24 protein-coding genes are annotated in these 22017 nt (G+C 59.3%); 17 read left to right on the forward strand and 7 right to left on the reverse strand.

Features of this window, described 5'->3' with window-relative positions; genetic code table 11:
* The first annotated feature begins 84 nt into the window (after positions 1-84).
* The 3 genes from CFter6_RS07980 (at position 85) to CFter6_RS07990 (ending at position 3042) form a co-directional block, all read left to right on the forward strand.
* Positions 85-1158, forward strand: coding sequence for a porin (locus CFter6_RS07980; protein WP_061539477.1), 1074 nt, complete (start codon positions 85-87; stop codon positions 1156-1158).
* A gap of 275 nt (positions 1159-1433) precedes the next feature.
* Positions 1434-1850 (forward strand): PaaI family thioesterase, encoded by a 417-nt coding sequence (locus CFter6_RS07985; RefSeq protein WP_061539478.1) that lies wholly within the window; start codon positions 1434-1436, stop codon positions 1848-1850.
* Positions 1851-1884: 34 nt separating this feature from the next.
* The gene (locus CFter6_RS07990; protein ID WP_061539479.1) at positions 1885-3042 is read left to right on the forward strand and encodes a serine hydrolase domain-containing protein; all 1158 of its coding nucleotides are present in this window, start codon (positions 1885-1887) and stop codon (positions 3040-3042) included.
* Between the two features lie 9 nt (positions 3043-3051).
* Here CFter6_RS07990 and CFter6_RS07995 read toward each other — a convergent pair whose 3' ends face one another.
* The gene (locus CFter6_RS07995) at positions 3052-3945 is read right to left on the reverse strand and encodes a LysR family transcriptional regulator (protein WP_061539480.1); all 894 of its coding nucleotides are present in this window, start codon (positions 3943-3945) and stop codon (positions 3052-3054) included.
* Positions 3946-4031: 86 nt separating this feature from the next.
* On the opposite strand from CFter6_RS07995, the gene CFter6_RS08000 reads away from it, so the two are divergent.
* From CFter6_RS08000 to CFter6_RS08015, 4 genes are all read left to right on the forward strand, one after another.
* Positions 4032-4808: an NAD(P)H-dependent oxidoreductase gene (locus CFter6_RS08000; protein WP_061542263.1), complete on the forward strand. Its 777-nt coding sequence runs from the start codon at positions 4032-4034 to the stop codon at positions 4806-4808.
* Positions 4809-4976: 168 nt separating this feature from the next.
* Positions 4977-5210 (forward strand): hypothetical protein, encoded by a 234-nt coding sequence (locus tag CFter6_RS26375; protein ID WP_061539481.1) that lies wholly within the window; start codon positions 4977-4979, stop codon positions 5208-5210.
* Positions 5182-6183, forward strand: a complete 1002-nt coding sequence (locus tag CFter6_RS08010; protein ID WP_061539482.1) for a phospholipase A — start codon at positions 5182-5184, stop codon at positions 6181-6183. The genes CFter6_RS26375 and CFter6_RS08010 overlap by 29 nt, the downstream gene beginning before the upstream one ends.
* Before the next feature lie 101 nt (positions 6184-6284).
* Complete coding sequence (locus CFter6_RS08015) at positions 6285-7193, forward strand: DUF72 domain-containing protein (RefSeq protein WP_061539483.1); 909 nt, start codon at positions 6285-6287, stop codon at positions 7191-7193.
* Here the strand turns inward: CFter6_RS08015 and CFter6_RS08020 are convergent.
* Complete coding sequence (locus tag CFter6_RS08020) at positions 7178-7504, reverse strand: hypothetical protein (RefSeq protein ID WP_061539484.1); 327 nt, start codon at positions 7502-7504, stop codon at positions 7178-7180. The two genes, CFter6_RS08015 and CFter6_RS08020, sit on opposite strands and share 16 nt — an antisense overlap.
* 153 nt (positions 7505-7657) lie before the next feature.
* Here CFter6_RS08020 and CFter6_RS08025 point away from each other — a divergent pair, with 153 nt between their 5' ends.
* From CFter6_RS08025 to CFter6_RS08050, 6 genes are all read left to right on the forward strand, one after another.
* A complete protein-coding gene (locus tag CFter6_RS08025) occupies positions 7658-8257 on the forward strand; it encodes a 2'-5' RNA ligase family protein (protein ID WP_082814658.1) in 600 nt (199 codons plus the stop codon).
* A 298-nt stretch (positions 8258-8555) separates the two neighbouring features.
* Positions 8556-9191: a 7-carboxy-7-deazaguanine synthase gene (gene queE, locus CFter6_RS08030; protein ID WP_061539485.1), complete on the forward strand. Its 636-nt coding sequence runs from the start codon at positions 8556-8558 to the stop codon at positions 9189-9191.
* A 27-nt stretch (positions 9192-9218) separates the two neighbouring features.
* The gene (gene queD / locus CFter6_RS08035; RefSeq protein ID WP_014005360.1) at positions 9219-9668 is read left to right on the forward strand and encodes a 6-carboxytetrahydropterin synthase QueD; all 450 of its coding nucleotides are present in this window, start codon (positions 9219-9221) and stop codon (positions 9666-9668) included.
* Positions 9669-9683: 15 nt separating this feature from the next.
* Entirely contained in the window at positions 9684-10151 is a 468-nt protein-coding gene (tadA, locus tag CFter6_RS08040) for a tRNA adenosine(34) deaminase TadA (RefSeq protein ID WP_061542265.1), read from the forward strand.
* Positions 10148-11083: a muramoyltetrapeptide carboxypeptidase gene (ldcA, locus tag CFter6_RS08045; protein ID WP_061539486.1), complete on the forward strand. Its 936-nt coding sequence runs from the start codon at positions 10148-10150 to the stop codon at positions 11081-11083. The genes tadA and ldcA overlap by 4 nt, the downstream gene beginning before the upstream one ends.
* Positions 11084-11318: 235 nt before the next feature.
* Positions 11319-12329 (forward strand): IS110 family RNA-guided transposase, encoded by a 1011-nt coding sequence (locus CFter6_RS08050; RefSeq protein WP_061539234.1) that lies wholly within the window; start codon positions 11319-11321, stop codon positions 12327-12329.
* 6 nt (positions 12330-12335) lie between these two features.
* Here CFter6_RS08050 and CFter6_RS08055 read toward each other — a convergent pair whose 3' ends face one another.
* Positions 12336-13196 (reverse strand): LysR family transcriptional regulator, encoded by an 861-nt coding sequence (locus CFter6_RS08055; RefSeq protein WP_061539487.1) that lies wholly within the window; start codon positions 13194-13196, stop codon positions 12336-12338.
* A gap of 118 nt (positions 13197-13314) precedes the next feature.
* Between CFter6_RS08055 and bla the strand changes: the two genes are divergently transcribed.
* Both bla and CFter6_RS08065 read left to right on the forward strand, forming a co-directional pair.
* Positions 13315-14223, forward strand: a complete 909-nt coding sequence (gene bla / locus CFter6_RS08060) for a class A beta-lactamase (protein ID WP_061539488.1) — start codon at positions 13315-13317, stop codon at positions 14221-14223.
* Positions 14224-14385: 162 nt separating this feature from the next.
* Positions 14386-15987, forward strand: a complete 1602-nt coding sequence (locus CFter6_RS08065; protein WP_061539489.1) for an ABC-F family ATPase — start codon at positions 14386-14388, stop codon at positions 15985-15987.
* 100 nt (positions 15988-16087) lie between these two features.
* On the opposite strand, the gene CFter6_RS08070 is transcribed toward CFter6_RS08065, so the two are convergent.
* Entirely contained in the window at positions 16088-16651 is a 564-nt protein-coding gene (locus CFter6_RS08070; RefSeq protein WP_061539490.1) for a hypothetical protein, read from the reverse strand.
* Positions 16652-16910: 259 nt separating this feature from the next.
* Between CFter6_RS08070 and nadA the strand changes: the two genes are divergently transcribed.
* Together nadA and nadC are read left to right on the forward strand one after the other, a co-directional pair.
* A complete protein-coding gene (nadA, locus tag CFter6_RS08075; RefSeq protein WP_061539491.1) occupies positions 16911-18053 on the forward strand; it encodes a quinolinate synthase NadA in 1143 nt (380 codons plus the stop codon).
* Positions 18050-18940, forward strand: coding sequence for a carboxylating nicotinate-nucleotide diphosphorylase (nadC, locus tag CFter6_RS08080; RefSeq protein WP_061539492.1), 891 nt, complete (start codon positions 18050-18052; stop codon positions 18938-18940). The genes nadA and nadC overlap by 4 nt, the downstream gene beginning before the upstream one ends.
* Positions 18941-18977: 37 nt before the next feature.
* Here the strand turns inward: nadC and CFter6_RS08085 are convergent, their stop codons facing one another.
* From CFter6_RS08085 to CFter6_RS08095, 3 genes are all read right to left on the reverse strand, one after another.
* Positions 18978-19175 (reverse strand): hypothetical protein, encoded by a 198-nt coding sequence (locus CFter6_RS08085; RefSeq protein ID WP_061539493.1) that lies wholly within the window; start codon positions 19173-19175, stop codon positions 18978-18980.
* Between the two features lie 130 nt (positions 19176-19305).
* Positions 19306-20583 (reverse strand): M20/M25/M40 family metallo-hydrolase, encoded by a 1278-nt coding sequence (locus CFter6_RS08090; RefSeq protein WP_061539494.1) that lies wholly within the window; start codon positions 20581-20583, stop codon positions 19306-19308.
* Positions 20584-20638: 55 nt separating this feature from the next.
* Positions 20639-21952, reverse strand: a complete 1314-nt coding sequence (locus CFter6_RS08095; RefSeq protein ID WP_061539495.1) for an MFS transporter — start codon at positions 21950-21952, stop codon at positions 20639-20641.
* Between the last annotated feature and the right edge of the window lie 65 nt (positions 21953-22017).

Below are 22017 nucleotides of genomic sequence, written 5' to 3' on the forward strand. Positions count from 1 at the left end.
AGGTATCTGGCGAAGGTTTGATCCTGTCTTTAAAAATTAGAGACAGGTGATTGAACAAAATTTAACTATAAAAGGGGACTCAACATGAAAAAACATACATTGCAGTACATGCAGGCGGCCGCGGCTCTGCTGGTTGGCGCAGCCTGCGGCCAGGCACAAGCGCAGACCAGCGTCACTATCTACGGCCGGGTCGATGCCGGCGTCGATTACCAAAGCAGCGTCGCCCTGAAAGACGCCAACGGCAACCCGACCGGGCAGACCGGCGGCAAGCTGGCGGCTTCCGGCAATCAATGGGGCACCAGCATGATCGGTTTCAAGGGCACCGAAAACCTGGGCAGCGGACTGAGCGCGTTCTTCCTGCTGGAATCCGGCTTCGACGCCACCAAAGGGGTCACCAACGGCAACGCCTTGTTCAATCGCCGTTCGTATGTCGGCCTGAATGGCAGCGCCGGTTCGATCAAGTTCGGCAAGAATCTGTTCATCGTCAATGACGTCTGGTATCTCGATCCGACCGGTCAGCAATTCATGGGCACCGCCAGCCTGGTCAAGGGCCGCAACTGGCCGGGCGCCAACAACGTCATCGAATACCAGACGCCAACCTGGAGCGGATTCAACGCCACCGCCCAGACCAGCCTGGGCGAACAGGCCGGATCCAGCAAGAATGGCCGCAGCGACGGTATCTCCCTTGTGTACATCAACGGCGGTCTTGAGTTGCGCGGCATTTATGACGTGATCCGCGATACCAACGGCCGCTATACCGATGTTTATACGGCGTCCAAGGATCTGATCCTGGGCGGCACCTACACGATAGACAAGCTGAAACTGTATGCCGGCTACGAAAACATCTCAGCCCCCGATACTGCAGCGCCTACCGATCCGGACAAGCTGAGCCATTACTGGATCGGCGCCAACTATACGTTGACGCCGGCCCTGACCCTGATCGGCGGCGCCTTCCACGCCAAGCTCAATCATGACGCCGGCAGCGCCAGCCTGTTCATGGTCGGCGCCAACTACAACTTGTCGAAACGGACTTTGCTGTATGCGGCTGTCGGCACGGTGCGCAACAAGGGCAATGCCGATTTCGGCACCGAGTTCGACAGTCCTTTGCCGGGACATGCGCAAAACGGCGGTTACGCGGGCATCAGCCATACCTTCTAAGCCGCAAACGTTTGTCTCGCCGATCTTGCCGGGTCTCCGAGGTTAGAGGCAACACTGATCCTTCTGAAAGTGTTGTCTCTTTTTTTTTTGACAAAGCTTAGATCTTTATCGACAAATGTCCGTGCGTGGGCAGGACCTGCCGCACTATCAAGGGCGGCTTATACCTTGACGTGGGGTGGCAGTTCGGGATGTTTTCAGCCAGGTCCGCTGCCTTGCTGGAGATGGGGGTTTTTATGCATAATGACTGCACCATCCTGTCAAGAGGCCAACTTCCCATGAGTGACACGCAAGAACGAATCGCAGCCAGTTTCAAAGCGCAAGGCCTGATGGCGACCCTTGGCGCGCAGCTTGTCTCGGTCGCAGACGGCGAGGTGCAGATAGAATTGCCGTTTTCCACGCAACTGTCCCAACAGCGCGGTTATGTTCATGCAGGCGCAATAACAAGCATTGTCGACAGCGCTTGCGGCTATGCGGCGTTGACCAAGGCGCCGTCCGGTTGCGATGTCGTTACCGCCGAGTTCAAGATCAATTTCGTTCGGCCTGCGATTGGCGAACGGTTTTTGGCGACCGGGAAGGTGCAGGCATCGGGCAAGCTGCTTGCGGTCTGCACAGGAGAAGTCCGGGCCTTGTCGGGAACCGAGTGGAAAGTGGTTGCCATCATGCAGGCAACCATCGTCAACATCAGTGCCTGACGCCTATGCGCGATCAAGCCGGGAGGAATGCAGCATGCCGCAGAGCACGATAGACGGATTCGCCCACGATCAATTTTCGGCGGCGAAAGAAGCGTTCGAAGCCAACTTCGCCAGCGGAGAGGAACTGGGCGCCTCGTTCTGTGCGACAGTGGAGGGCGAGACGGTGATCGATCTCTGGGGCGGCTTCGCGGACGAGGAGAAGAGCCGTCCCTGGAGCCGCGACACCATCGTCAACGTCTACTCCACCACCAAGACCATGACGGCGCTGACTGCGCTGCTGCTGGCTGACAGGGGCGAGCTCGACTTCGCGGCGCCGGTCGCCAGGTACTGGCCCGAGTTCGCCGCCAACGGCAAGGATCGCATCACCGTGGCGCAGCTGATGAGCCATTCTTCTGGCCTTTCCGGCTGGCGTCCGGCTGTCAGCGGCGCGGATTTCTACGATTGGGACAAGGTGACTTCGATGCTTGCCGCCCAGGCGCCGCTATGGGAGCCGGGAACGGCCTCCGGTTACCATGTCTATACCTTCGGCTTCCTGATCGGCGAGGTAGTGCGCCGCATTACCGGCAAGAGCCTCGGCACGGTATTCCGCGAAGAGATCGCGGAGCCGCTGGGCGCGGACTTCTGGATCGGCCTGCCGCCATCGGAAGATCATCGCGTAGCCGACCTGGTGGGGTTTGAACTGCCGCCCAGCACGGCTGATTTGCAGCTCACCGAAGTCCAGAAAATTACCTTTATCGATACCCAGACCGATGTGCCGTCCACCCGCACCCGCGCCTGGCGCGGCGCCGAGATCCCGGCCGCCAACGGCCACGGCAACGCCCGTTCCATTGCCGAGATCCACGCTCTGCTGGCCAACGGCGGCATCGCCAAGGGCAAGCGAATCATGTCCGAGGCCGGTTGCCGCAAGGCGCTGGAGCAGCAGATTGAAGGGGCCGACCTGGCCATGCGCGGCATGCAAGTCCGCTTCGGCCTGGGTTTTGGCCTGCCGAGCCCGATCCTGAAACTCGTGCCACCACACCCCAACTCTCTTTTCTGGTCTGGCGGCGGAGGCTCCTTCATCCTCATCGACGTCGATGCGCGCACTACCTTTTCCTACGCCATGAACAAGATGCAGCGCGCCATGGTCGGCGACGAACGTTCCTTTCGCATCATCCGCGCCATGTGGCAGGGACTGGATGCAGGGCGAACTTGAACCAGCGGTTTACACTGATTTTGCGATGTACTCGCGCAGCCATTGATGTGCTGGATCGCGATGGCAACGCTCGTGCCAGAGCATGGCCATCTCATAGCCCGCTACTTCAACCGGCGGCTCGACAACTTGCAGCTCGCTAGTGTCGCGCACCAGGCGCGAAGGCAGCATCGCCACCAGGTCAGTGTTTGCCAGCACCGACCTGACAAACAGGAAGTGCGGAACGGAAAGCACCACCCGGCGCGCCAGACCTGCCTCCGCCAGTGCTTCATCGGTGACGCCATGGAATCCTCCGCCATCCGGCGACACGATCACGTGATCGAGCTTGCAGAATTGCGCGAGTGTTGGACGTTTTTTCAGGCGCGGATGCCCGGCGCGGCCAACCAGGACATAACGCTCGGTAAAAAGCATCCGGCGCCGCAATCCTGGCGGCGATCCCTCGCTGGTATGGAATGCAAGGTCAATCTCCCCCTGTTCCGCTTGCCTGGCTATGCGCGGCGGAACCAGTTCAAGGACCGCCAGCCGGGTGCCAGGCGCCGCTGAACGCAAGCCGTTCAAGGCGGGCAGTACTATCGTCGATTCGCCATAGTCGGTCGCAGCAACGCGCCATGTCTGACTGGCCTGGGCCGGGTCGAACGGGCTGGCGGGCGACACCGCCTGCTCGAGTGCGGCAAGCGCCTGCCGCAAAGGCTCGCGCAATTCGTCGGCCCGCGCGGTGGGCCGCATTCCTCGCGGCCCGGGCAACAGCAGCGGGTCGCCGAAGATATCCCGCAGCTTGGCGAGATGAACGCTGATCGATGGCTGGGAGAAGTTCAGGCGCTCTGCCGCGCGGGTCACATTGTGTTCTGCAAGCAGGACATCCAGCGTCACCAGCAGGTTCAGGTCGAGTTGTCGGAGATTATTCATGTCTATACCTGGAATATTGAGAATTCATTTTCAATATACCTGACAGGAACCTAAGCTGCATGTTCCTAATCGTTGAAAGCCCAATCATGAATATTCTTCTTGTCTATGCCCACCCCGAACCGAAGTCCCTGAACGGTTCGCTTAAGGACTTCTCGGTCAAACACCTTGAGGATGCCGGACACGTCGTCCAGGTTTCGGATTTGTACGCAATGAAATGGAAAGCATCGCTGGACGCCGACGACAGCACGGATCGGCCAGCCGATGCCCGTTTTGTTCCATCGCTTGACTCCAAGCGCGCGTTCGAGCATGGCCTGCAAAGCGAGGACATCGCGCTGGAACAGGACAAGCTGCGCTGGGCGGATGCCGTCATCCTGCAGTTTCCCCTGTGGTGGTTCTCGATGCCGGCGATCCTGAAGGGCTGGGTAGAACGGGTCTATGCTTACGGCTTCGCATACGGCGTAGGAGAGCACTCCGATGCGCGCTGGGGCGACCGCTATGGCGAAGGCACGCTGGCGGGGAAGCGTGCGATGCTGGTCGTCACTATGGGCGGATGGGAGTCGCATTACAGTGCGCGAGGCATCAATGGTCCGATAGACGATGTTTTGTTCCCCATACAGCACGGGGTGCTGTATTACCCCGGCTTCGACGTTTTGCCGCCGTTCGTGATCTATCGCACAGGCCGGACCGACGAAGCAAGATTTGCAAAGATCCGCGATGCGCTCGGGCAGCGTCTTGACGACCTTTGGCAGGCCGCACCGATACCGTTCCGTCCGCAAAATGCCGGTGCCTACAACATCCCTGAACTCACGCTGCGGCCTGAAGTTGCGCCGGACCAGGCGGGGTTCGCTGCACATATCGGATAAGCAGGTTTGCCCATGTTGAGATGAGGTGTGACACGACACTAGATTGCATCGCTGAAGTACGCGACTGCAGCGCCACAAATCTTGGGAGTGTCAGTGGGAACGGGCCGGAAATGATCCTGCGTCCGGCATTTGTTAATATACGAAAATGAGAGATGCGCGAAAGCCCGCATGATTGCGGGCTTTTTTTTGTTTTTTGATGCTGCCGGAAACATGTTTCCAATCGAGCACGAAAAGTGGACAACGGCGGCGGACAACGGCGTATATGCTTTGATTCTCCATGCCCGTCAAGTTTGGCAAGGGCTGGACAGTTTCGTATTTTTTAGACCCCACTATGCAAAAAAACATCAAGAAAATCGTTTTTTCATTAAGCTGCATGTCGCCGGTGCTGCTGCATGCGGCTGAACTGGAACAGCAACTCGCGCGTTGCTCCGTATTAGGCGACGCCAGCGCGCGGCTGGGCTGCTTCGATGCGCTGGCCAAGGCTACAGCGGATGCGCCGGTTCCCGCTGCTGCCGTTGATTCCCAGGCCACACCTGCATCGCCGCCGGCCGTGGCCACGGTCAAGAAGGCAAGCGAGCCCAGCGATTCGCCGATTTCGCATACGGTGCAGAGCTGGGAACTCGATCCCAGTTCCAAGCGCGGCGTGTTCGCCCTCAAGTCCTACCTGAACAATTATGTATTGCTGGCCAATTACAGCACCTCCACCAACGACGCGCCATTCGCCAGCGACGCCAACGGCCTCAAACCGCAGCACACTGAATTGACCTACCAGCTCAGCTTCAAGATGAAGATGGCGGAAAACATCGCCGGCAGTCCGGTCGACCTGTGGCTGGCTTATACCCAGCAAAGTTTTTGGCAAGCTTACAACCGGGCCGATTCCAGCCCGTTCCGGGAGACCAATTACCAGCCTGAACTGATTGCAACGCTGCCATTGAGCGCCAAGATCGGCGATTTCAACTTCCGCTATCTGAATTTCGGGCTGGTGCATCAGTCCAACGGACAGTCCTCTACCTTGTCTCGCAGCTGGAACCGTTTTTATACTGAACTGGGTGCCGAATACGGCAACCTGGCGCTGTCGGCGCGGATCTGGAAGCGCCTCGACAATGCAAAAGCCAACAACGACAACATCGATATCGTCGACTACATGGGCCACGGCGACGTGCGCGCTGCCTACCGCCAGGACGGTTACGAGTATTCGCTGACCGCGCGCCGCAATTTCCAGACTGGGCACGGCGCGCTCGAGGCCGGCTGGGCGTTTCCGGTCACGACCAACCTGAAAGGTTACCTGCATCTGTTTTCGGGTTATGGCGAAAGCCTGATCGACTACAACTATTCGCAAAAATCGATCGGCGCGGGATTTTTGGTCGATTTCTAAAGCGCTGGCAGGATTCAATGGCGACGTGCAGACCTGGAAAAATGCGGGTCTTGTGAGGTATATCGTACTGTCGGTTTACGGTTTGTGCCTATACTTGTGCCATGGGAAAAATCTACATCGGCATCTCCGGCTGGCGTTATGCGCCGTGGCGCGGCGTATTTTATCCGGATGGCCTGAAGCAGGCCGACGAGCTGGCGTTCGCTTCGCGCGCCTTGCCGTCGATTGAACTCAACGGTTCGTTTTACGCGCTGCAACGGCCGGAAAGCTACAGCGCCTGGTACCAGGCGACGCCGCCGGGATTTGTCTTCAGCCACAAAGGCAACCGTTTCATCACCCACATCCAGCGCTTGCGCGACATTGAAGGGCCGCTGGCGAACGTGTTCGCCTCCGGCGTCCTTAACCTGCGCGAAAAGCTGGGGCCGTTCCTGTGGCAGTTCCCACCCAGCTTTCGTTATGATGCCGGACTGGTCGAACATTTCCTCAGCCTGCTGCCGTCCGATACGGAACAGGCGCTTGCTCTGGCGCGTCATCGCGAGCCGCGCATGCACGGCCACAGTGCCCTGGCCATCGACAAGAAACGCAAATTGCGCCATGCGATGGAAATCCGCCATGACAGCTTCGTCGACGCATCCTTCATCGCGCTGCTGCGCAAATACCATGTGGCGCTGGTGGTGGCGGACGCGGCCGGGAAATGGCCTTACCAGGAAGACGTAACCGCGGATTTCATGTACCTGCGCCTGCATGGTGAGAAAGAATTGTATTCGGGCGGTTATACCGAAGAGGCGATTGACCGCTGGGCGGAACGCATCCGCACCTGGAGCAAAGGCGCGCAACCGAGAGAAAGCAAATTGACTTCCGGTACCGCGCCCTCGCAGCGTGCCAGCCGCGACATCTACTGCTACTTCGATAACGACGTCAAAGTGAAAGCGCCGTTCGACGCGCACCGCCTGATCGACAAGCTGGGACTGGAGCTGGACCTGGCGCCGCTCGGCGCTCAGACCGGCTCGTAGCCTGTTTTGCTTAAAACGCTGATCCGCTCTTTTCCTTGTGTACGAAGATGAGCGACAGCTTTTATAAACAAGGCATTCTTGAAATCGGCTTGTCCCAGGATTTTATATTTTGCTTTTCCGAAAATACGCCATCGCTTGTCATTCTTTTTCTTCAAGATATGAGCATCAAGGGGAGCGTCGCTATAACTGCGGGCGATATAACTCAAACCGTTTTCAGAAAACTCATAGATATCGTATTCGTAGTAATAATCGTACATTCCATTTTCATCAAGCTCACTCTTGTCGATGTGGTGTGTACTCGTGATTTCCATATCCTCTCCTGCGTTTCAGGGCCTTCGCATGGTGCCTGGCAAGGCGCAATCCTGGCAAAGATTATACGGCCCCGTCGTGTGCTTCCGGACTTGCTCTCACTCCGCGGGAAAGGCGTAGACTGATATCCCTTTTCATAGCAAGCGGTTGATTTCATGAAACGCATTCATCACGTGCCCGGGCAACTTTATTTGCCTGGCTTCGAAGCACCGCCGCAGCCAACCGACCGCTTGTTCTTTGCGCTCATTCCAACCCCGGATGCTGCTGCTGCCATCGTACGGCAGAGGGGGCTGTTGCGCGACGAGTATGGGGTGACAGGCAAGCCGATCGGGATGACTCGCCTGCATGTCACCTTGATCCACCTGGGCGACTATCTGGAACTGCCGCAAGGCGTCGTCAAAGCGGCAATGACGGCGGCGGAGAGCGTCAAGGCGGCGCCGTTCGATGTCGTTTTCGACCAGGCCAAGAGTTTTCACGGCAGGCCGCGCAAACGCCCTTTGGTCCTGCTGGGCGACGATGGCGTCGCTGCTCTGGAAAAATTCCAGAAGACGCTCGGCAAGGCGCTGGAGAAAGCCGGCTTCGGAAAAGCAAATCCACATTACACGCCTCACGTCACCCTGTTGTACGACAATCGCCTGGTTCCGCCAGGAACGATCGAACCCATCAGCTGGACCGCGCGCGAATTTGTCCTTGTGCATAGCCTGCTTGGCCAGACCCGGCACATACAACTGGGGCGCTGGGCATTATCGTCCTGATGTTCCAAAGCCATATGCCGGGTGCTTCGGATTGCTAAAAAAGCAGCGTTTCACTGTTCGAATATAGCCCGCGCGTCGCTGGAACGGTCTTTCTACGCTAAAATACAGGGTTGGGTCGGCATCTGCTCATGGGTTTGAGGCAGAAATGCAGCTTTCCCGCAAATCGACCTATCCCCCAAACCAGCGAAAAACCAACGTTTTTGATAGTGAAAACGCCGGAAAACTGCGAGTATTGACAGTGTCAGGCCCGATATCCATACGGATATGCAGCGGCTGGCGAACATATGCGAGAAGCACCGTGACCTACAGCATCAAGGAAATTTTCTACACATTGCAAGGCGAGGGCACCCATGCCGGCCGCCCTGCAGTGTTTTGCCGCTTCAGCGGCTGCAACTTGTGGACCGGCCGCGAAGAGGACCGCAGCAGCGCGGTCTGCCAGTTCTGCGATACCGATTTTGTCGGCACCGACGGCGAAGGCGGCGGCAAGTTCAAGGACAGCGCGGCGCTGGCCGATACTATCAATGCGCTCTGGCCGGAGACCTACGCCGCCAGCAAGTTCGTGGTGTTCACCGGCGGCGAACCCTTGCTGCAGCTGGATGCGGCGCTGATAGACAGCATGCATGCGGCCGGTTTCGAGATCGCCATCGAAACCAACGGCACGTTGCTGCCGCCGCCAGGCATAGACTGGATCTGCGTCAGCCCGAAGATGGGTTCGGTGCTGAAGCTGCGCAAGGGCAATGAGCTGAAAGTGGTGATCCCTCAGCTCGGCCAGTCGCTGGCGGCATACGAATCGCTTGATTTCGAACATTTCTATGTGCAGGCCATGGATGGCCCGCAACTGGCGCACAATCTGGAACTGGCGATTGAGACCTGCAAGCGCAACCCGAAATGGAAGCTGAGCCTGCAAACCCACAAGCTGCTGCAGATTCCCTGAACAGATTTTTTAAAGAAACGATTACCCATGCTTACCATCACCCGCAAACTTGAATTCGACGCCGGCCACCGGATCCCCGACCACAAGAGTCAGTGCCGCAACCTGCACGGCCATCGTTATACGCTGGAAATCACCCTGGTCGGCGCCGTGATTGAAGTCGAGGGCAGTTCCGACAACGGCATGATCATGGATTTTTCCGACATCAAGACGCTGGCGAAACAGCATCTGGTGGATGTCTGGGACCACGCTTTCCTGGTCTACGAAAAAGACACGGCGGTGCGTGATTTCCTGGCGACGCTGCCGGACCACAAGACCGTCATCATCGACCGTATCCCGACAGTGGAAAACCTGGCGCGCACCGCCTACGATATCCTCAAGGCGGCTTACAAGGACCACTACGGCACCGGCTTGCATCTGCAAAAACTGGTGCTGCACGAAACGCCTAATTGCTGGGCCGAGATTTCCGAAGACCGTTGAGCGCCCCTGCCTATGATGCGTGACGCCATTTATATGCAGCAAGCCATCTCCCAGGCGCGCAATGCCTGGGCCTTGGGGGAAGTGCCGGTAGGCGCGCTGATAGTGAAAGACGGACAGGTCATCGCTACCGGCTTCAACCAGCCGATCGGCAACCACGATCCCACCGCGCATGCGGAAATCATGGCGTTGCGCGCGGCCGCCGCCATCCTCGGCAATTATCGTCTGCCCGGTTGCGAAATGTATGTCACCCTGGAACCGTGCGCGATGTGCGCCGGCGCCATGATGCATGCGCGCCTGGCGCGTGTGGTGTTCGGCGCCAGCGATCCCAAGACTGGCGCCTGCGGTTCGGTGCTCAACCTGTTCGAACAGGAAAAACTGAACCACCACACTGAGCTCACGGCTGGCGTGCTGGCTGAAGAATGTGGCACACTACTCAAAGAATTTTTCGCTGAACGCCGCCAAGCCCAACAAAAACAATCGTGACTGAACCTGCCCAAGTATCCCCAAGAGAATCCATCGGCGTCGCGCTGATCGCACCTGGCGGCTACGCCTCCGACGAAGTTGCGCTGGCGCGTGGCATCCTGGCGTTGCAGAGCCAGGGTTGCGTGGTTTATGACTACTACGATCCGGCCGCCAAATACCAGCGTTTCGGCGGCACCGATGCCGCACGGGTAGGGCAGATCTACGAGGCGATCGAAAATCCGCAAGTGCAGATCGTGCTGGCGATACGCGGCAGTTACGGCATGTCGCGCCTGTTGCCATTGCTGGATCTGGAACGCCTGGCTGCCAGCAAGAAGATATTTGTCGGCCATAGCGACGTCACCGCGCTGCACCTGGCTTTGCTGGCGCAGACCGGAGCGCCCAGCCTTGCCGGGCCGATGCTGTGCAGCGATTTCGGTGAAGCCGAGCTGAGCGAGTTTACGATGTCGCATTTCTGGCAGTGCCTGCGGCAGCCGGAACAGGTGCTGCAAGTCAGCGCCGCCGGCAACCCGGCGGTTAACGCCAGCGGCACCTTATGGGGCGGCAACCTGGCAATGCTGAACCATCTGGTCGGCACTTCCTATCTGCCGCAGGTCGATGGCGGCATCCTGTTCCTGGAAGATATCGGCGAGCATCCATATCGCATCGAGCGCATGATGCTGCAGCTGCAGTACGCCGGCATCCTGGAGCGGCAGCAGGCAATTGTGCTGGGCGATTTTTCCAACTATCGGCTGGCCGAGCACGACAACGGCTATGACTTCGATGCCATGCGGGCTTACCTGCGGGACCACGTAGCAGTGCCGATACTGACCGGTTTGCCGTTTGGCCACATCCGCGACAAAGTGACCCTGCCTGTCGGCGCGCAGGCGCAATTGCTGTCGGATGCTGGCGGCTTTCAGCTGACCACCCAGAATCCGCTTACCCTGGTGCCCTGATTTCTGCGGGCAGAGGCAGCTGCTTTCCAATTAATTCGACTCTCGTATATTGAACCTACCGCATCGCCATTGGATAATCATGATGTCGAAGCGGTCGGGCAGAGTGATGCCGATTAGACTGAGTGCGGTTGAGCACGTGGGTCAGATAGGTGCCTCTGCCCGTTTCATTTTATAAGTCCGAACGGTATCTTGGGCCATCGCCTGGCGCGTAAGCCCGCATACGAGAAAGGTCAAAATGGAAACGGTGTGCGCAGTTGTTGGTATCGATGTGAGCAAGAAGAAGCTCGATATTGCCTTGCTGGTCAACGGCAAGACCAAGGCCAAGGTGGTGGATAATTCGGCCGAGGGATACAAATTACTCCTGGAGTGGTTAAGCAAGGCGAAAGTCGCTAAAGAAACGCTGCATGTCTGCATGGAGGCCACTGGGATTTACTATGAACCGGTGGCATTGGCGCTGCATGACGCAGCAATGAGCGTTAGCGTGGTCAATCCGGCCTGCATCAAAGGCTTCGGCCATAGTGAGAATATCCGCAACAAGAACGATACTGCCGATGCCGGACTCATTGCGCGCTATTGCGCTGCCATGAAGCCCGCGCCTTGGGTGCCGCCACCGCTGGAACAGCGCCAGTTGCGGGCTTGGTCGATGCGAGTACAAGCATTAAAGGATATTCGCCAACAGGAAGAAAACCGGCTTGAAGCGAACACCTTCACCGGTATGAGCGACGTCGCCGACCATGTGAAGCAACACATCGCCTGGCTAAGCGCTGAGATCAAAAAATTGGAGGGTGACATCGATGATCACATCGATCGACATCCCGGCCTCAAGCATGATGCCGAGCTCATCACGAGCATCCCAGGTATCGGCGGCACTACGGTGGCGAGGATCTTAGGCCAGTTGGGTGACATCCGGAGATTTGACAGCGCCAAGGCATTTGCCGCATTTCTCGGCGTAACTCCGAAACAACGCAGCTCCGGCACCTCCATCAAAGGTCGAACCATGATTAGCCGAGTTGGAAGCATGTCTATGCGGGCGGCGCTTTATATGCCTAGCTTAGTAGCATGTCGACACAACCCGCTACTACGTCGCTTTGCTGAGCGACTATTGGCCACCGGTATGGCAAAAAAAGCTGTAATCGGGGCCGTGATGCACAAAATGACACATCTGATTTACGGAGTGGTCCGTACTGGCAAGCCCTTCGATCCCAATTATTTAGCGAACGGCCTTGCTATTCAAGACGGTATCTGACCCTAATTAATTGGCGGCTGCCAGCAGCCATTCTCTGAAGGCTTGCATCGCGGGGGTGGCTTGTTTTGATTTGAGGCGGGTCAGCCAGTAGCTGCCGCTGGCGATTTCGATGTCGAACGGGCGGGTCAGGCGGCCGTGCTGCAATTCGCGGGCGAACATGCGGGCCGGCAGCAGCGCTACGCCGGCGCCTTGGGCGGCGGCTTCGGCCATGGTGAGCGAGGAATCGAATACCGTGCCTCGCAGCAGCGGGCAGGGCAGGTCTGCGGCGGCGAACCATGCGGCCCATTCGTCGGTGCGGTAGGAGCGCAGCAATATTTGCCCGGCGAGGTCGGCCGGATCGCGTAGGAAAGAGGCGATGGCGGGCGAACACATCGGCGACAGCGGCGCCGCCAGCAGCTCTTCAGCTTCTGTCGAGTGCCAGGCGCCGTCGCCGAAACGGATGGCGTAGTCCAGGCCCTCGCCGGCGATGTCGACTCGGTTATTGTTGGTGAACAGGCGGAAGTCGACGAACGGGTGGGCTTGCTGGAAATCGCGCAGGCGCGGGATCAGCCAGCCGACGGCGAAGGTGCCGACCGCGCCCACCGTCAGTACTTCGCGCAGCCGGCGGCCGTCGCCGAACTGCTGCAGCACGGCTCCTATGCGTCCGAACGATTCCGCCAGCACCGGCAGCAGGGCGATGCCCTCGTCGGTCAGCGCCAGCCCGCGCGGCAGCCGGCGGAACAGTTGCACGCCCATTCTTTCTTCAAGATTTTTTACCTGCTGGCTGATCGCGGCTTGCGTGACGTTCAGCTCGGAGGCCGCGCGGGTGAAGCTGAGCAAGCGCGCAGAAACTTCGAAAGCGCGTAGGGAATTCAAGGGGAGGTGCATGGTGTTTCTCCGTCTTTGCAATAGTATTTCTTATGCCTTACCTTGGATATTGTAGCTTGAGCGGCAGCCGGGTCAACGTTATCGTTGATGCCTTCTTCACTAAATCCAGAGGGAAAACATGAAACGACGCCAGTTTGCCGGAAACCTGGGGGCAGCCTTGGGAGCGCTGGTCTTAAGCGGCTACACTCAGAAATCCTGGGCCTCGGCCGCCGCTGCCGCTAAGCCGGTCGCCGATCCGGTCACCCGGCAATTGCGCCAGATAGAGGCCAAGAGCGGCGGCCGCCTCGGCGTTGCCATCCTCGACACCGCTAGCGGACAAAGCCATGCCTATCGCGGCGATGAACTGTTTCCCATGTGCAGCACCTTCAAATTGCTGGCGGCGGGATTGACGCTGCATCGTGTGGACCAGGCGCAGGAGCAGCTGGCGCGGCGCATCCGCTACGAAACTGCCGAGCTGGTTCCGTATTCTCCCGCCACCGAGAAACATGCCGGCGGCGATGGCATGTCGGTGGCGGAACTGTGCGAAGCAACCCTCACCCTGAGCGACAATACCGCCGCCAACCTGCTGCTGCACAGCTTCGGCGGCCCGACTCAGCTGACGGCCTACCTGCGTTCCCTGGGCGACAAGGTGACCCGGCTTGACCGCATCGAGCCTGACCTCAACCAGGCCACCCCGGGCGATCCGCGCGATACCACGTCGCCCAGCGCGATGCTGTCCACCATGCAACAACTGCTGCTGGGAAATGCTTTGTCGGCCGATTCCCGCAAACAGCTGGCCACCTGGCTGCTGGCGAATAAAACCGGCGACAAGCGCTTGCGCGCCTTGCTGCCGGCCGGCTGGCGGGTAGCCGACAAGACTGGCTCTGGCGCCTACGGCAGCACCAACGACATCGGCATGCTGCTTCCGCCCGGCCGGGCACCGCTGCTGGTAGCGGCTTACCTGACCGGGACCAAGGCGTCGGAAGCAACGCGTAATGCAACCCTGGCAGAAGTCGGGCGCCTGGCGGCGTCGCTGGCGGCGAAGTAAGGCGATAGGTCGGAAATCTGGCCGGATTCATGGAAATAGTCGCGGCAGGCGTTGGTTTTATGCCGGTTCATGCAGTGCACAAATGTGGATACTGCGGGGGATACTGTATAATGCCGCGACTATCTAACCCCATGATTCAATTAAGAAAAGACCAAATCTAAGATGTTGTCCACCGCAAATATCACGATGCAGTTCGGCCCCAAGCCGCTGTTTGAAAACATTTCCGTCAAATTCGGCGATGGCAACCGTTATGGCCTGATCGGCGCCAACGGCTGCGGCAAGTCGACCTTCATGAAGATCCTGGGCGGCGACCTGGAGTCGTCGGGCGGCAACGTGATGCTCGATCAGAACGAGCGCCTGGGTAAATTGCGCCAGGACCAGTTCGCGTTTGAAGAAATGCGCGTGCTGGACGTGGTGATGATGGGACACACGGAAATGTGGGCGGCGATGGCTGAGCGCGACGCGATCTATGCCAATCCGGAAGCCACCGACGACGACTACATGAAGGCGGCCGACCTGGAAGCCAAGTTTGCCGAATACGACGGTTATACCGCCGAAGCGCGCGCCGGCGAACTGCTGCTGGGCGTGGGTGTCTCGATCGACCAGCACCAAGGCCCGATGAGCAATGTCGCGCCGGGCTGGAAACTGCGCGTGCTGCTGGCGCAGGCGCTGTTTTCGAATCCGGATATCCTGCTGCTCGACGAGCCGACCAACAACCTCGACATCAATACCATCCGCTGGCTGGAAGATGTGCTGAACCAGCGCAATTCGACCATGATCATCATTTCCCATGATCGCCACTTCCTGAACCAGGTGTGCACCCACATGGCCGACATGGACTACGGCACCCTGAAGGTTTATCCGGGCAATTACGACGACTACATGCTGGCTTCCTCGCAAGCGCGTGCGCAGCAGCTGTCGGTGAACGCCAAGGCCAAGGACAAGGTCGCCGAACTGCAGGATTTCGTGCGCCGCTTCTCGGCCAACAAATCGAAGGCGCGCCAGGCGACATCGCGCGCCAAGCAGATCGAAAAAATCAAGGTCGAGGATGTCAAGCCTTCGAGCCGCGCCAATCCTTTCGTGCGTTTCGACGGCGAGAAAAAACTGCATCGGCTGGCGGTGGAAGTGCAAAGCATCAGCAAGACGTATGACCGGCCGATTTTCAAGAACTTCAACATCATGGTCGAAGCCGGCGAAAAAATCGCCATCATCGGCGCCAACGGCGCCGGTAAAACCACCTTGTTGCGCAGCATCGGCGGCAGCGACATCGCCGGCCTGGCGGCCGACAGCGGCCTGGTGAAGTGGGCGGAAAATGCCAACGTCGGCTACATGCCGCAGGATCCGACTGACGATTTCGCCACCGACAAGACGCTCACCGACTGGATGGGGCAGTGGACCCAGGAAGGCGACGATGACCAGGCCGTGCGTTCCAGCCTGGGCCGCCTGCTGTTCAGCGGCGACGACGTCAAGAAGTCGGTCAAGGTGCTGTCCGGCGGTGAAAAGGGCCGCATGATGTACGGCAAGCTGATGCTGGGCCGCCATAACGTGCTGCTGCTGGACGAACCGACCAACCACATGGACATGGAGTCGATCGAGTCGCTCAACATCGCGCTGGAAAAATATGCCGGCACCCTGATCTTCGTCTCGCATGACCGCGAGTTCGTCTCATCGCTGGCCACCCGCGTGCTGGAAGTCAAGGAAAACGAAGTGGTCGACTTCCAGGGCTCCTACGAGGATTACCTGAGCAGCCAGGGCATCGAGTAAATCGCCAGGCGCGGGAATCCCTGCGCCATGAAGTAACAGAAAAAGCAAAAAAACAGCGTGGCAGAATTTATCTGCCACGCTTTTTTTATCGCTGCGTTGTTTACTGTTGCGGCCGTTCGCCCAGGTACAGCAACTGATCCAGCCGGCCGCGCAGGCTGCGGGCGATTTCCTCGCCCTTGGCCTTGAGCACCGCCTCCAGGTACTGCTGGCGCAGTTCGCGGAAATCCTGGACGCTGCTGGCGCGTTCGACCTTCAGCTGCAGGCCGTAGCCGCGCAAGCCGATCATGCTCTTGATGGTGTCATTATAGAAATGATAAATCGCTTCAAACTGGGTTTGTCCCGGCGGCAGCACCTGCTCAGCCGGCATGGATGCAGCAGTGGGCGGCGCCATGTTTTTCGATGCCGGAGTTTCAACTGGAGCGGGGCTGCTGCCCGTGTTTGCCTTGGTGCTGCCGCTATCGGCGGTGGCCTGGATCAGGCCAGCTTGCAGCAACTCGTCGAGGTGTTCCTGGCCCAGGCCGAGGCCGGCTACCTTCCGCAGCAACTCGTCGTTGCCGGTCTTGCCATCCACCAGCAGCAGCAGGGTACGCAGGCGCGGCGCCACGGTTTGGCCGCGTGTTGCTATTTCGGTACGGCCGCGATCGGTTTTGTCGTAAATTATCATGTTGTCCCTGTGTTCTTATATGTATCCAGCAAAATGCTCGGACATTTAACCCGGCAGATTTTTTTTATGACAATTATGAAATCATAGTACGGGAGTTCATTCTTGCTTGCAATAAGGTAATGCTCACACGCGATGTCAAGGTTGGCGCTAGAATTCCTGTCTCGACGCCTCCCGTTTGCCGTTGCAAAATGCCTTGTTGCAGCTTCTGTCGTATCATTGCGTATTCCCGCAGCTCATGACCCTCTCATCCATCGTAGCCATGCAAACCCACGCCATCAAAACCGTTGAATTCGAGCGGCCGCAAATGGACTCAGGCAGCAGCAGTTGCACCGCTCATGCCTGGGCTCGCGTCCCTGACACCCCCACCCCTGACCAGAAAATCGCCCTCAAGGAGCGCATCAGGCGCCTGCTGAAAGAACAGCAGGCAGTGCTGGTCGCGCATTATTACGTTGATGGCGATTTACAGGACCTGGCAGAAGAAACAGGTGGCTGCGTCTCCGATTCGCTCGAGATGGCGCGCTTCGGCCGCGACCACCCGGCCCAGACGCTGGTGGTTGCCGGCGTCAAGTTCATGGGCGAGACTTCAAAAATACTGAGCCCGCACAAACGCGTGCTGATGCCCGACCTGGACGCCACCTGCTCGCTCGACCTGGGTTGCCCGGCTGACGAATTTTCCGCTTTTTGCGATGCGCATCCGGATCGCACCGTGGTGGTATACGCCAACACCAGCGCTGCGGTCAAGGCGCGCGCCGACTGGATGGTGACATCGTCCATCGGCCTCGACATCGTGGCCCACCTGCACGCGCAGGGTAAAAAGATCCTGTGGGCGCCGGACAAACACCTGGGCGGCTATATACAGAAACAGACCGGCGCCGACATGCTGCTGTGGCAGGGTTCCTGCCTGGTGCATGACGAGTTCAAGGGCGTCGAACTGGAATTGCTGCGCCAGCAGCACCCGAAGGCCAAGATCCTGGTGCATCCGGAATCGCCGGAAGCGGTGGTGGCGCAAGCCGATGTGGTCGGCTCCACCACCCAGCTGATCGCCGCGGCCCAGAGCCTGGACGCCGATGAATTCATCGTCGCCACCGATAACGGCATCCTGCACAAGATGCGCATGGCGGCGCCCGGCAAACGTTTTATCGATGCGCCGACCGCCGGCAACAGCGCCACCTGCAAGAGCTGCGCGCATTGCCCGTGGATGGCGATGAACGGCTTGCAGAACCTGGCCGATGTGCTGGAATTCGGCGGCAATGAAATCCACGTCGACGCTGAAACCGGCCGCAAGGCGGTGGTCTGCATCGACCGCATGCTGGATTTCGCGGCCCAGCGCAAAGCCAATGTGCGCCCGTCCAGCGACCTGGCGCAAGAACAAAAACTGTTTTCAGGAATCGGTCCAGCATGAGTACATCCACCAGCAACTCAGTTAGCAATTTGGAGAATCGTTTCGCGCCGTTTGACGCTGCGCTGCAAACGGCGTTCGACAACAATATCCGCACCGCGATTGCCGAAGACGTCGGCAGCGGCGATCTGACCGGCAAGCTGGTTCCCGAGCAGCAGATGGTCAAGGCGCGCGTGATCGTGCGCGAGCAGGCCGTGCTGTGTGGCGCGCCATGGTTCGAAGCCGTGATGCGGCAGCTGGATGAACGCATCCGCATCGACTGGTCGTATGCCGAGGGCGACCTGATGAGCGCCGACAGCCAGGTCTGCCTCATCGATGCCCCGGCCCGGGCCTTGCTGACTGCCGAACGCGGCGCCTTGAATTTCCTGCAGCTGCTGTCCGGCGTGGCCAGCGCCACCCGCGTTTACGTCAACGCCATTGCCGATACCAAGGCGCATATCCTCGATACCCGCAAAACCCTGCCCGGCCTGCGCCTGGCGCAGAAATACGCAGTGCGCGTCGGCGGCGGCCACAACCAGCGGCTGGCCCTGTACGACGGCATCCTGATCAAGGAAAACCATATCGCCGCGGCCGGCGGCATCGCTGCCGCCATGCAGGCGGCGCACAAGCTGGATGCGGACGTTACGGTACAGATCGAAGTGGAGAACCTGGTGCAGCTGGATGAAGCGTTGAGCGCCGGCGCCAATTCGGTCCTGCTCGACAATTTCAGCCTCGACGCCATGCGCGACGCCGTCAAGCTGACCGACGGCAGGGCGCTGCTGGAAGCCTCCGGCGGCATCAATATGGATACGGTGCGGGCCATAGCGGAAACCGGCGTCGACCGGATTTCGATCGGCAGCCTGACCAAGGATATCCGGGCGACCGATTATTCACTGCGGATCATTGGATAAAACCTGGCGGAACGGGCATGCAGCGGCAATAAAGCGCTCAGTGAATGAGTTTTGCTGCAGTGAATGCCAGGGCTGTCAGCGAGACGGCGGTTCCGATAAACCATCTTAGAAGAGTGGCCTCAAGCCTGGACACATCTTCTTTGGTGGCCATATGGTCCAGGCGTGTTTCAATGCGCGTCAGGCGGTCACGCGCCTCGCCGGCAAATTCTTCAAGTTTGATGATCCTGGTTTCCATGCAGAGATGTTAACTGCAGCTTGTGCCAGGATCAAGCCCTCCAAGCCGCGATTTGAATCGGTTTAGGCATTTACCGTATAGGCTGGGCAGGGCAAGCAACCCGGCCGTATACGGCATGTTACCTGGTACGTTACTGGACTTTCCCTTGAGCAAAATCCATGATCAGCCGCGTCGATAAATACAGGCGCGGAACGATGGTGTTCAGCAGGACGTATTCAGCGTCGTTCGAATGCGCGCCGTAACCGCTCAGTCCCATTCCTTCCACCACCGCAGCTTTCGATTTTAATGCCGCGAACGCCGCATCGGTGCCGCCGCCGCTGGCTACGTCTACCACGGTCATCGGCAGGTCCAGTTCCTGGTAGATCTTCTGGCCGTAAGCCGAGACGGCGCGCGAAGCGGCGTTGGTTTCCAGTGGCGGCCGCCGCATTTCAAATGTCAGGTGCACCTTGGCGTCCGGGATCAACTGTTTCTTGACGCGTTCTTGCAGCTGTTCCTGCAGCTGCTGGAAATCGCTCACTTTCAAGGCGCGGGCGTCGGCTTGCGCACTGGCGCTGGCTGGAATCACGTTGCGGTTGGTGCCGGCTTGCGCCACGGTCCAGTTCAGTTTCAGGCCGCGTTCCGGCTGCGACAAGGAGCTCAGCTGCAGCACCTGGTGCGACAGTTCATACAAGGCGTTGATGCCTTTTTCCGGTGCCGCCCCGGCGTGCGAGGATTTGCCTTCAACCTTCAGGTAAGCCGCGGCGATGCCGCTGGTCGCCAGCCGCAGCTGGCCTTGGGCGCCGCCGCCTTCATAGGAAAACACGGCATCCTGTTCGGCCCCCAGCCTGGTATGCAGGCTGCGGCCGCCAGGCGAACTGATTTCTTCGTCGCCGTTGATCAATACCGTCAGCGTGTCGTAATCCTTGAAACCGATTTTTTGCAGGATGGCGATGGTGTGCAGTATGGTGGCGACGCCTTGCTTGTCGTCGGCGATGCCGAGGCCGTAGGCCTTGTCGCCGTCAACCCGGAACTGCTGGTCCTTCAGCATGCCGCGCAGGTACACCGTATCCATGTGTGCGATCAGCATGATCTTGCGCTTGCCGGTGCCCTTGAAAACCGCGTGTACGATCTGCCCGATCTTTTCCGGAGTGTCGCCCATCCGGTAGATTTCCGGCGCGTCCAGCAGTTCGGCCTTGCCGCCCAGCTGCGTCAGGCGATCGCGGATCAAGGCGGCGATCCTGGCCAGGCCTTCAAGGTCGCCGCTGCCCGATTCGATATTCACCAGGTCGCGCATGGTGTCCATCATCGCCGGCTTCTCTTTTTGCGCCAGGTCGTATACCGGCGCCACCGGCGCCGCCTGGACCAGGCCGGCGCTCAATAGCAGGGCGGCAAGCAGGCTTTTTTTCAGGGAAAAGGATGTCTGTTTCAACTTCTGTCTCCGTTGGTTTGAATGAGGTGCTGCATGAGGTACTGCGTTTTTGTTGCTAGAGCTGCTGCAGGTTGGTATCGCGTGTCTCGCGCATGCACAGCACCGCAGCCAGGCTGAGCGCCGCGGCCACCGATACATAGGCGCCGACATAAGCCAGGCCGCCACGCTGCGCCAGCAGCTGCGCGATATAGGGCGCCACCGATGCGCCGAGGATGCCGCCGATGTTGTATGCCACACCGGCGCCGGTATAACGCACGCTGGTGGGAAACAGTTCCGGCAGCAGTGCTCCCATGGGTGCGAAAGTCACGCCCATCAGGAACAGGAAGATGATCAGGAACAGGGCAATCGCTACCATATTGCCGCTGCCGAACAGCGGTTGCATGGTGAAGCCCGCCGCGATCGCCGCCAGGGTGCCGACGATCAGCACCGGGCGCCGGCCGAAACGGTCGCTGGCCATGGCCGAGAACGGCGTGGCCAGCGCCATGAACACCACTGCCAGGCATAGCAGCGCCAGGAATTCCTGGCGCGGGATATGCAGGGTAGTGACGCCATAGGACAGCGAGAACACGGTCGCGATATAGAACAAGGTATAGCAGACAATCATTGCCACGGCGCCCAGCATCACCGGCCGCCAGTGATGCTGGAACAGGGTGACAGCCGGCACTTTCACGCGCTGGTGCTTCTCCAGTGCCGCGGCAAACACCGGCGTTTCGGCAATCTTCAGCCGCACATACAGGCCCAGCACCACCAGCACCGCGCTGAAAATGAAAGGGATGCGCCAGCCCCAGCTCTTGAACTGCTCATCCGACAGGCTCAAGGCGAGGGCGAGGAACAGGCCGTTCGCCATCAGGAAACCGACTGAAGGGCCAAGCTGCGGGAACATGCCGTACCTGCCGCGTTTTCCCGGCGGCGCATATTCGGTGGCCAGCAGCGCTGCGCCGCCCCATTCGCCGCCCAGGCCAATGCCCTGGGCAAACCGCAGCAGGCACAGCAGGACCGGCGCCAGCGCACCGATAGAGGCGTAACTCGGCAGGAAACCGATCAGCGTGGTGGCTACGCCCATTACCAGCAGCGACAGCACCAGCGTTGATTTGCGTCCGATGCGGTCGCCGAAATGGCCGAACAGGAAGGCGCCGACCGGGCGCGCGATAAAGGCGATGCCGAAGGTGACGAAAGCCGACAGCGCTTGCGCCGTCGGTGAGTCATGCGGGAAAAATACCGGACCGATGACCAGCGCCGCCGCGGTTGCGTAGACGTAGAAGTCGTAGAATTCTATGGCGGTGCCAATGAAGCTGGCGAAGATCACGCGCCTGGCGCTGTTCTGCGCAGGGCTTGGGGCAGATGTGATTGGCTGCGACGCTGCACTCATCGTTTCTCCTCATTTTTTAGTTTGAAGTCCAAGCATAGCCGAGATGAAGCGGAAGCGACACTGTT

The organism is Collimonas fungivorans (assembly GCF_001584145.1).
GTDB lineage: Bacteria > Pseudomonadota > Gammaproteobacteria > Burkholderiales > Burkholderiaceae_D > Collimonas > Collimonas fungivorans.

Coding starts and splice junctions, on each gene's coding strand:
- CFter6_RS07980 (WP_061539477.1), top strand. CDS start 85: ATGAAAAAACATACATTGCAGTACATGCAGGCGGCCGCGGCTCTGCTG.
- CFter6_RS07985 (WP_061539478.1), top strand. CDS start 1,434: ATGAGTGACACGCAAGAACGAATCGCAGCCAGTTTCAAAGCGCAAGGC.
- CFter6_RS07990 (WP_061539479.1), top strand. CDS start 1,885: ATGCCGCAGAGCACGATAGACGGATTCGCCCACGATCAATTTTCGGCG.
- CFter6_RS07995 (WP_061539480.1), bottom strand. CDS start 3,945: ATGAATAATCTCCGACAACTCGACCTGAACCTGCTGGTGACGCTGGAT.
- CFter6_RS08000 (WP_061542263.1), top strand. CDS start 4,032: ATGAATATTCTTCTTGTCTATGCCCACCCCGAACCGAAGTCCCTGAAC.
- CFter6_RS26375 (WP_061539481.1), top strand. CDS start 4,977: ATGATTGCGGGCTTTTTTTTGTTTTTTGATGCTGCCGGAAACATGTTT.
- CFter6_RS08010 (WP_061539482.1), top strand. CDS start 5,182: ATGTCGCCGGTGCTGCTGCATGCGGCTGAACTGGAACAGCAACTCGCG.
- CFter6_RS08015 (WP_061539483.1), top strand. CDS start 6,285: ATGGGAAAAATCTACATCGGCATCTCCGGCTGGCGTTATGCGCCGTGG.
- CFter6_RS08020 (WP_061539484.1), bottom strand. CDS start 7,504: ATGGAAATCACGAGTACACACCACATCGACAAGAGTGAGCTTGATGAA.
- CFter6_RS08025 (WP_082814658.1), top strand. CDS start 7,658: ATGAAACGCATTCATCACGTGCCCGGGCAACTTTATTTGCCTGGCTTC.
- queD (WP_014005360.1), top strand. CDS start 9,219: ATGCTTACCATCACCCGCAAACTTGAATTCGACGCCGGCCACCGGATC.
- tadA (WP_061542265.1), top strand. CDS start 9,684: ATGCGTGACGCCATTTATATGCAGCAAGCCATCTCCCAGGCGCGCAAT.
- CFter6_RS08050 (WP_061539234.1), top strand. CDS start 11,319: ATGGAAACGGTGTGCGCAGTTGTTGGTATCGATGTGAGCAAGAAGAAG.
- CFter6_RS08055 (WP_061539487.1), bottom strand. CDS start 13,196: ATGCACCTCCCCTTGAATTCCCTACGCGCTTTCGAAGTTTCTGCGCGC.
- bla (WP_061539488.1), top strand. CDS start 13,315: ATGAAACGACGCCAGTTTGCCGGAAACCTGGGGGCAGCCTTGGGAGCG.
- CFter6_RS08065 (WP_061539489.1), top strand. CDS start 14,386: ATGTTGTCCACCGCAAATATCACGATGCAGTTCGGCCCCAAGCCGCTG.
- CFter6_RS08070 (WP_061539490.1), bottom strand. CDS start 16,651: ATGATAATTTACGACAAAACCGATCGCGGCCGTACCGAAATAGCAACA.
- nadA (WP_061539491.1), top strand. CDS start 16,911: ATGCAAACCCACGCCATCAAAACCGTTGAATTCGAGCGGCCGCAAATG.
- nadC (WP_061539492.1), top strand. CDS start 18,050: ATGAGTACATCCACCAGCAACTCAGTTAGCAATTTGGAGAATCGTTTC.
- CFter6_RS08085 (WP_061539493.1), bottom strand. CDS start 19,175: ATGGAAACCAGGATCATCAAACTTGAAGAATTTGCCGGCGAGGCGCGT.
- CFter6_RS08095 (WP_061539495.1), bottom strand. CDS start 21,952: ATGAGTGCAGCGTCGCAGCCAATCACATCTGCCCCAAGCCCTGCGCAG.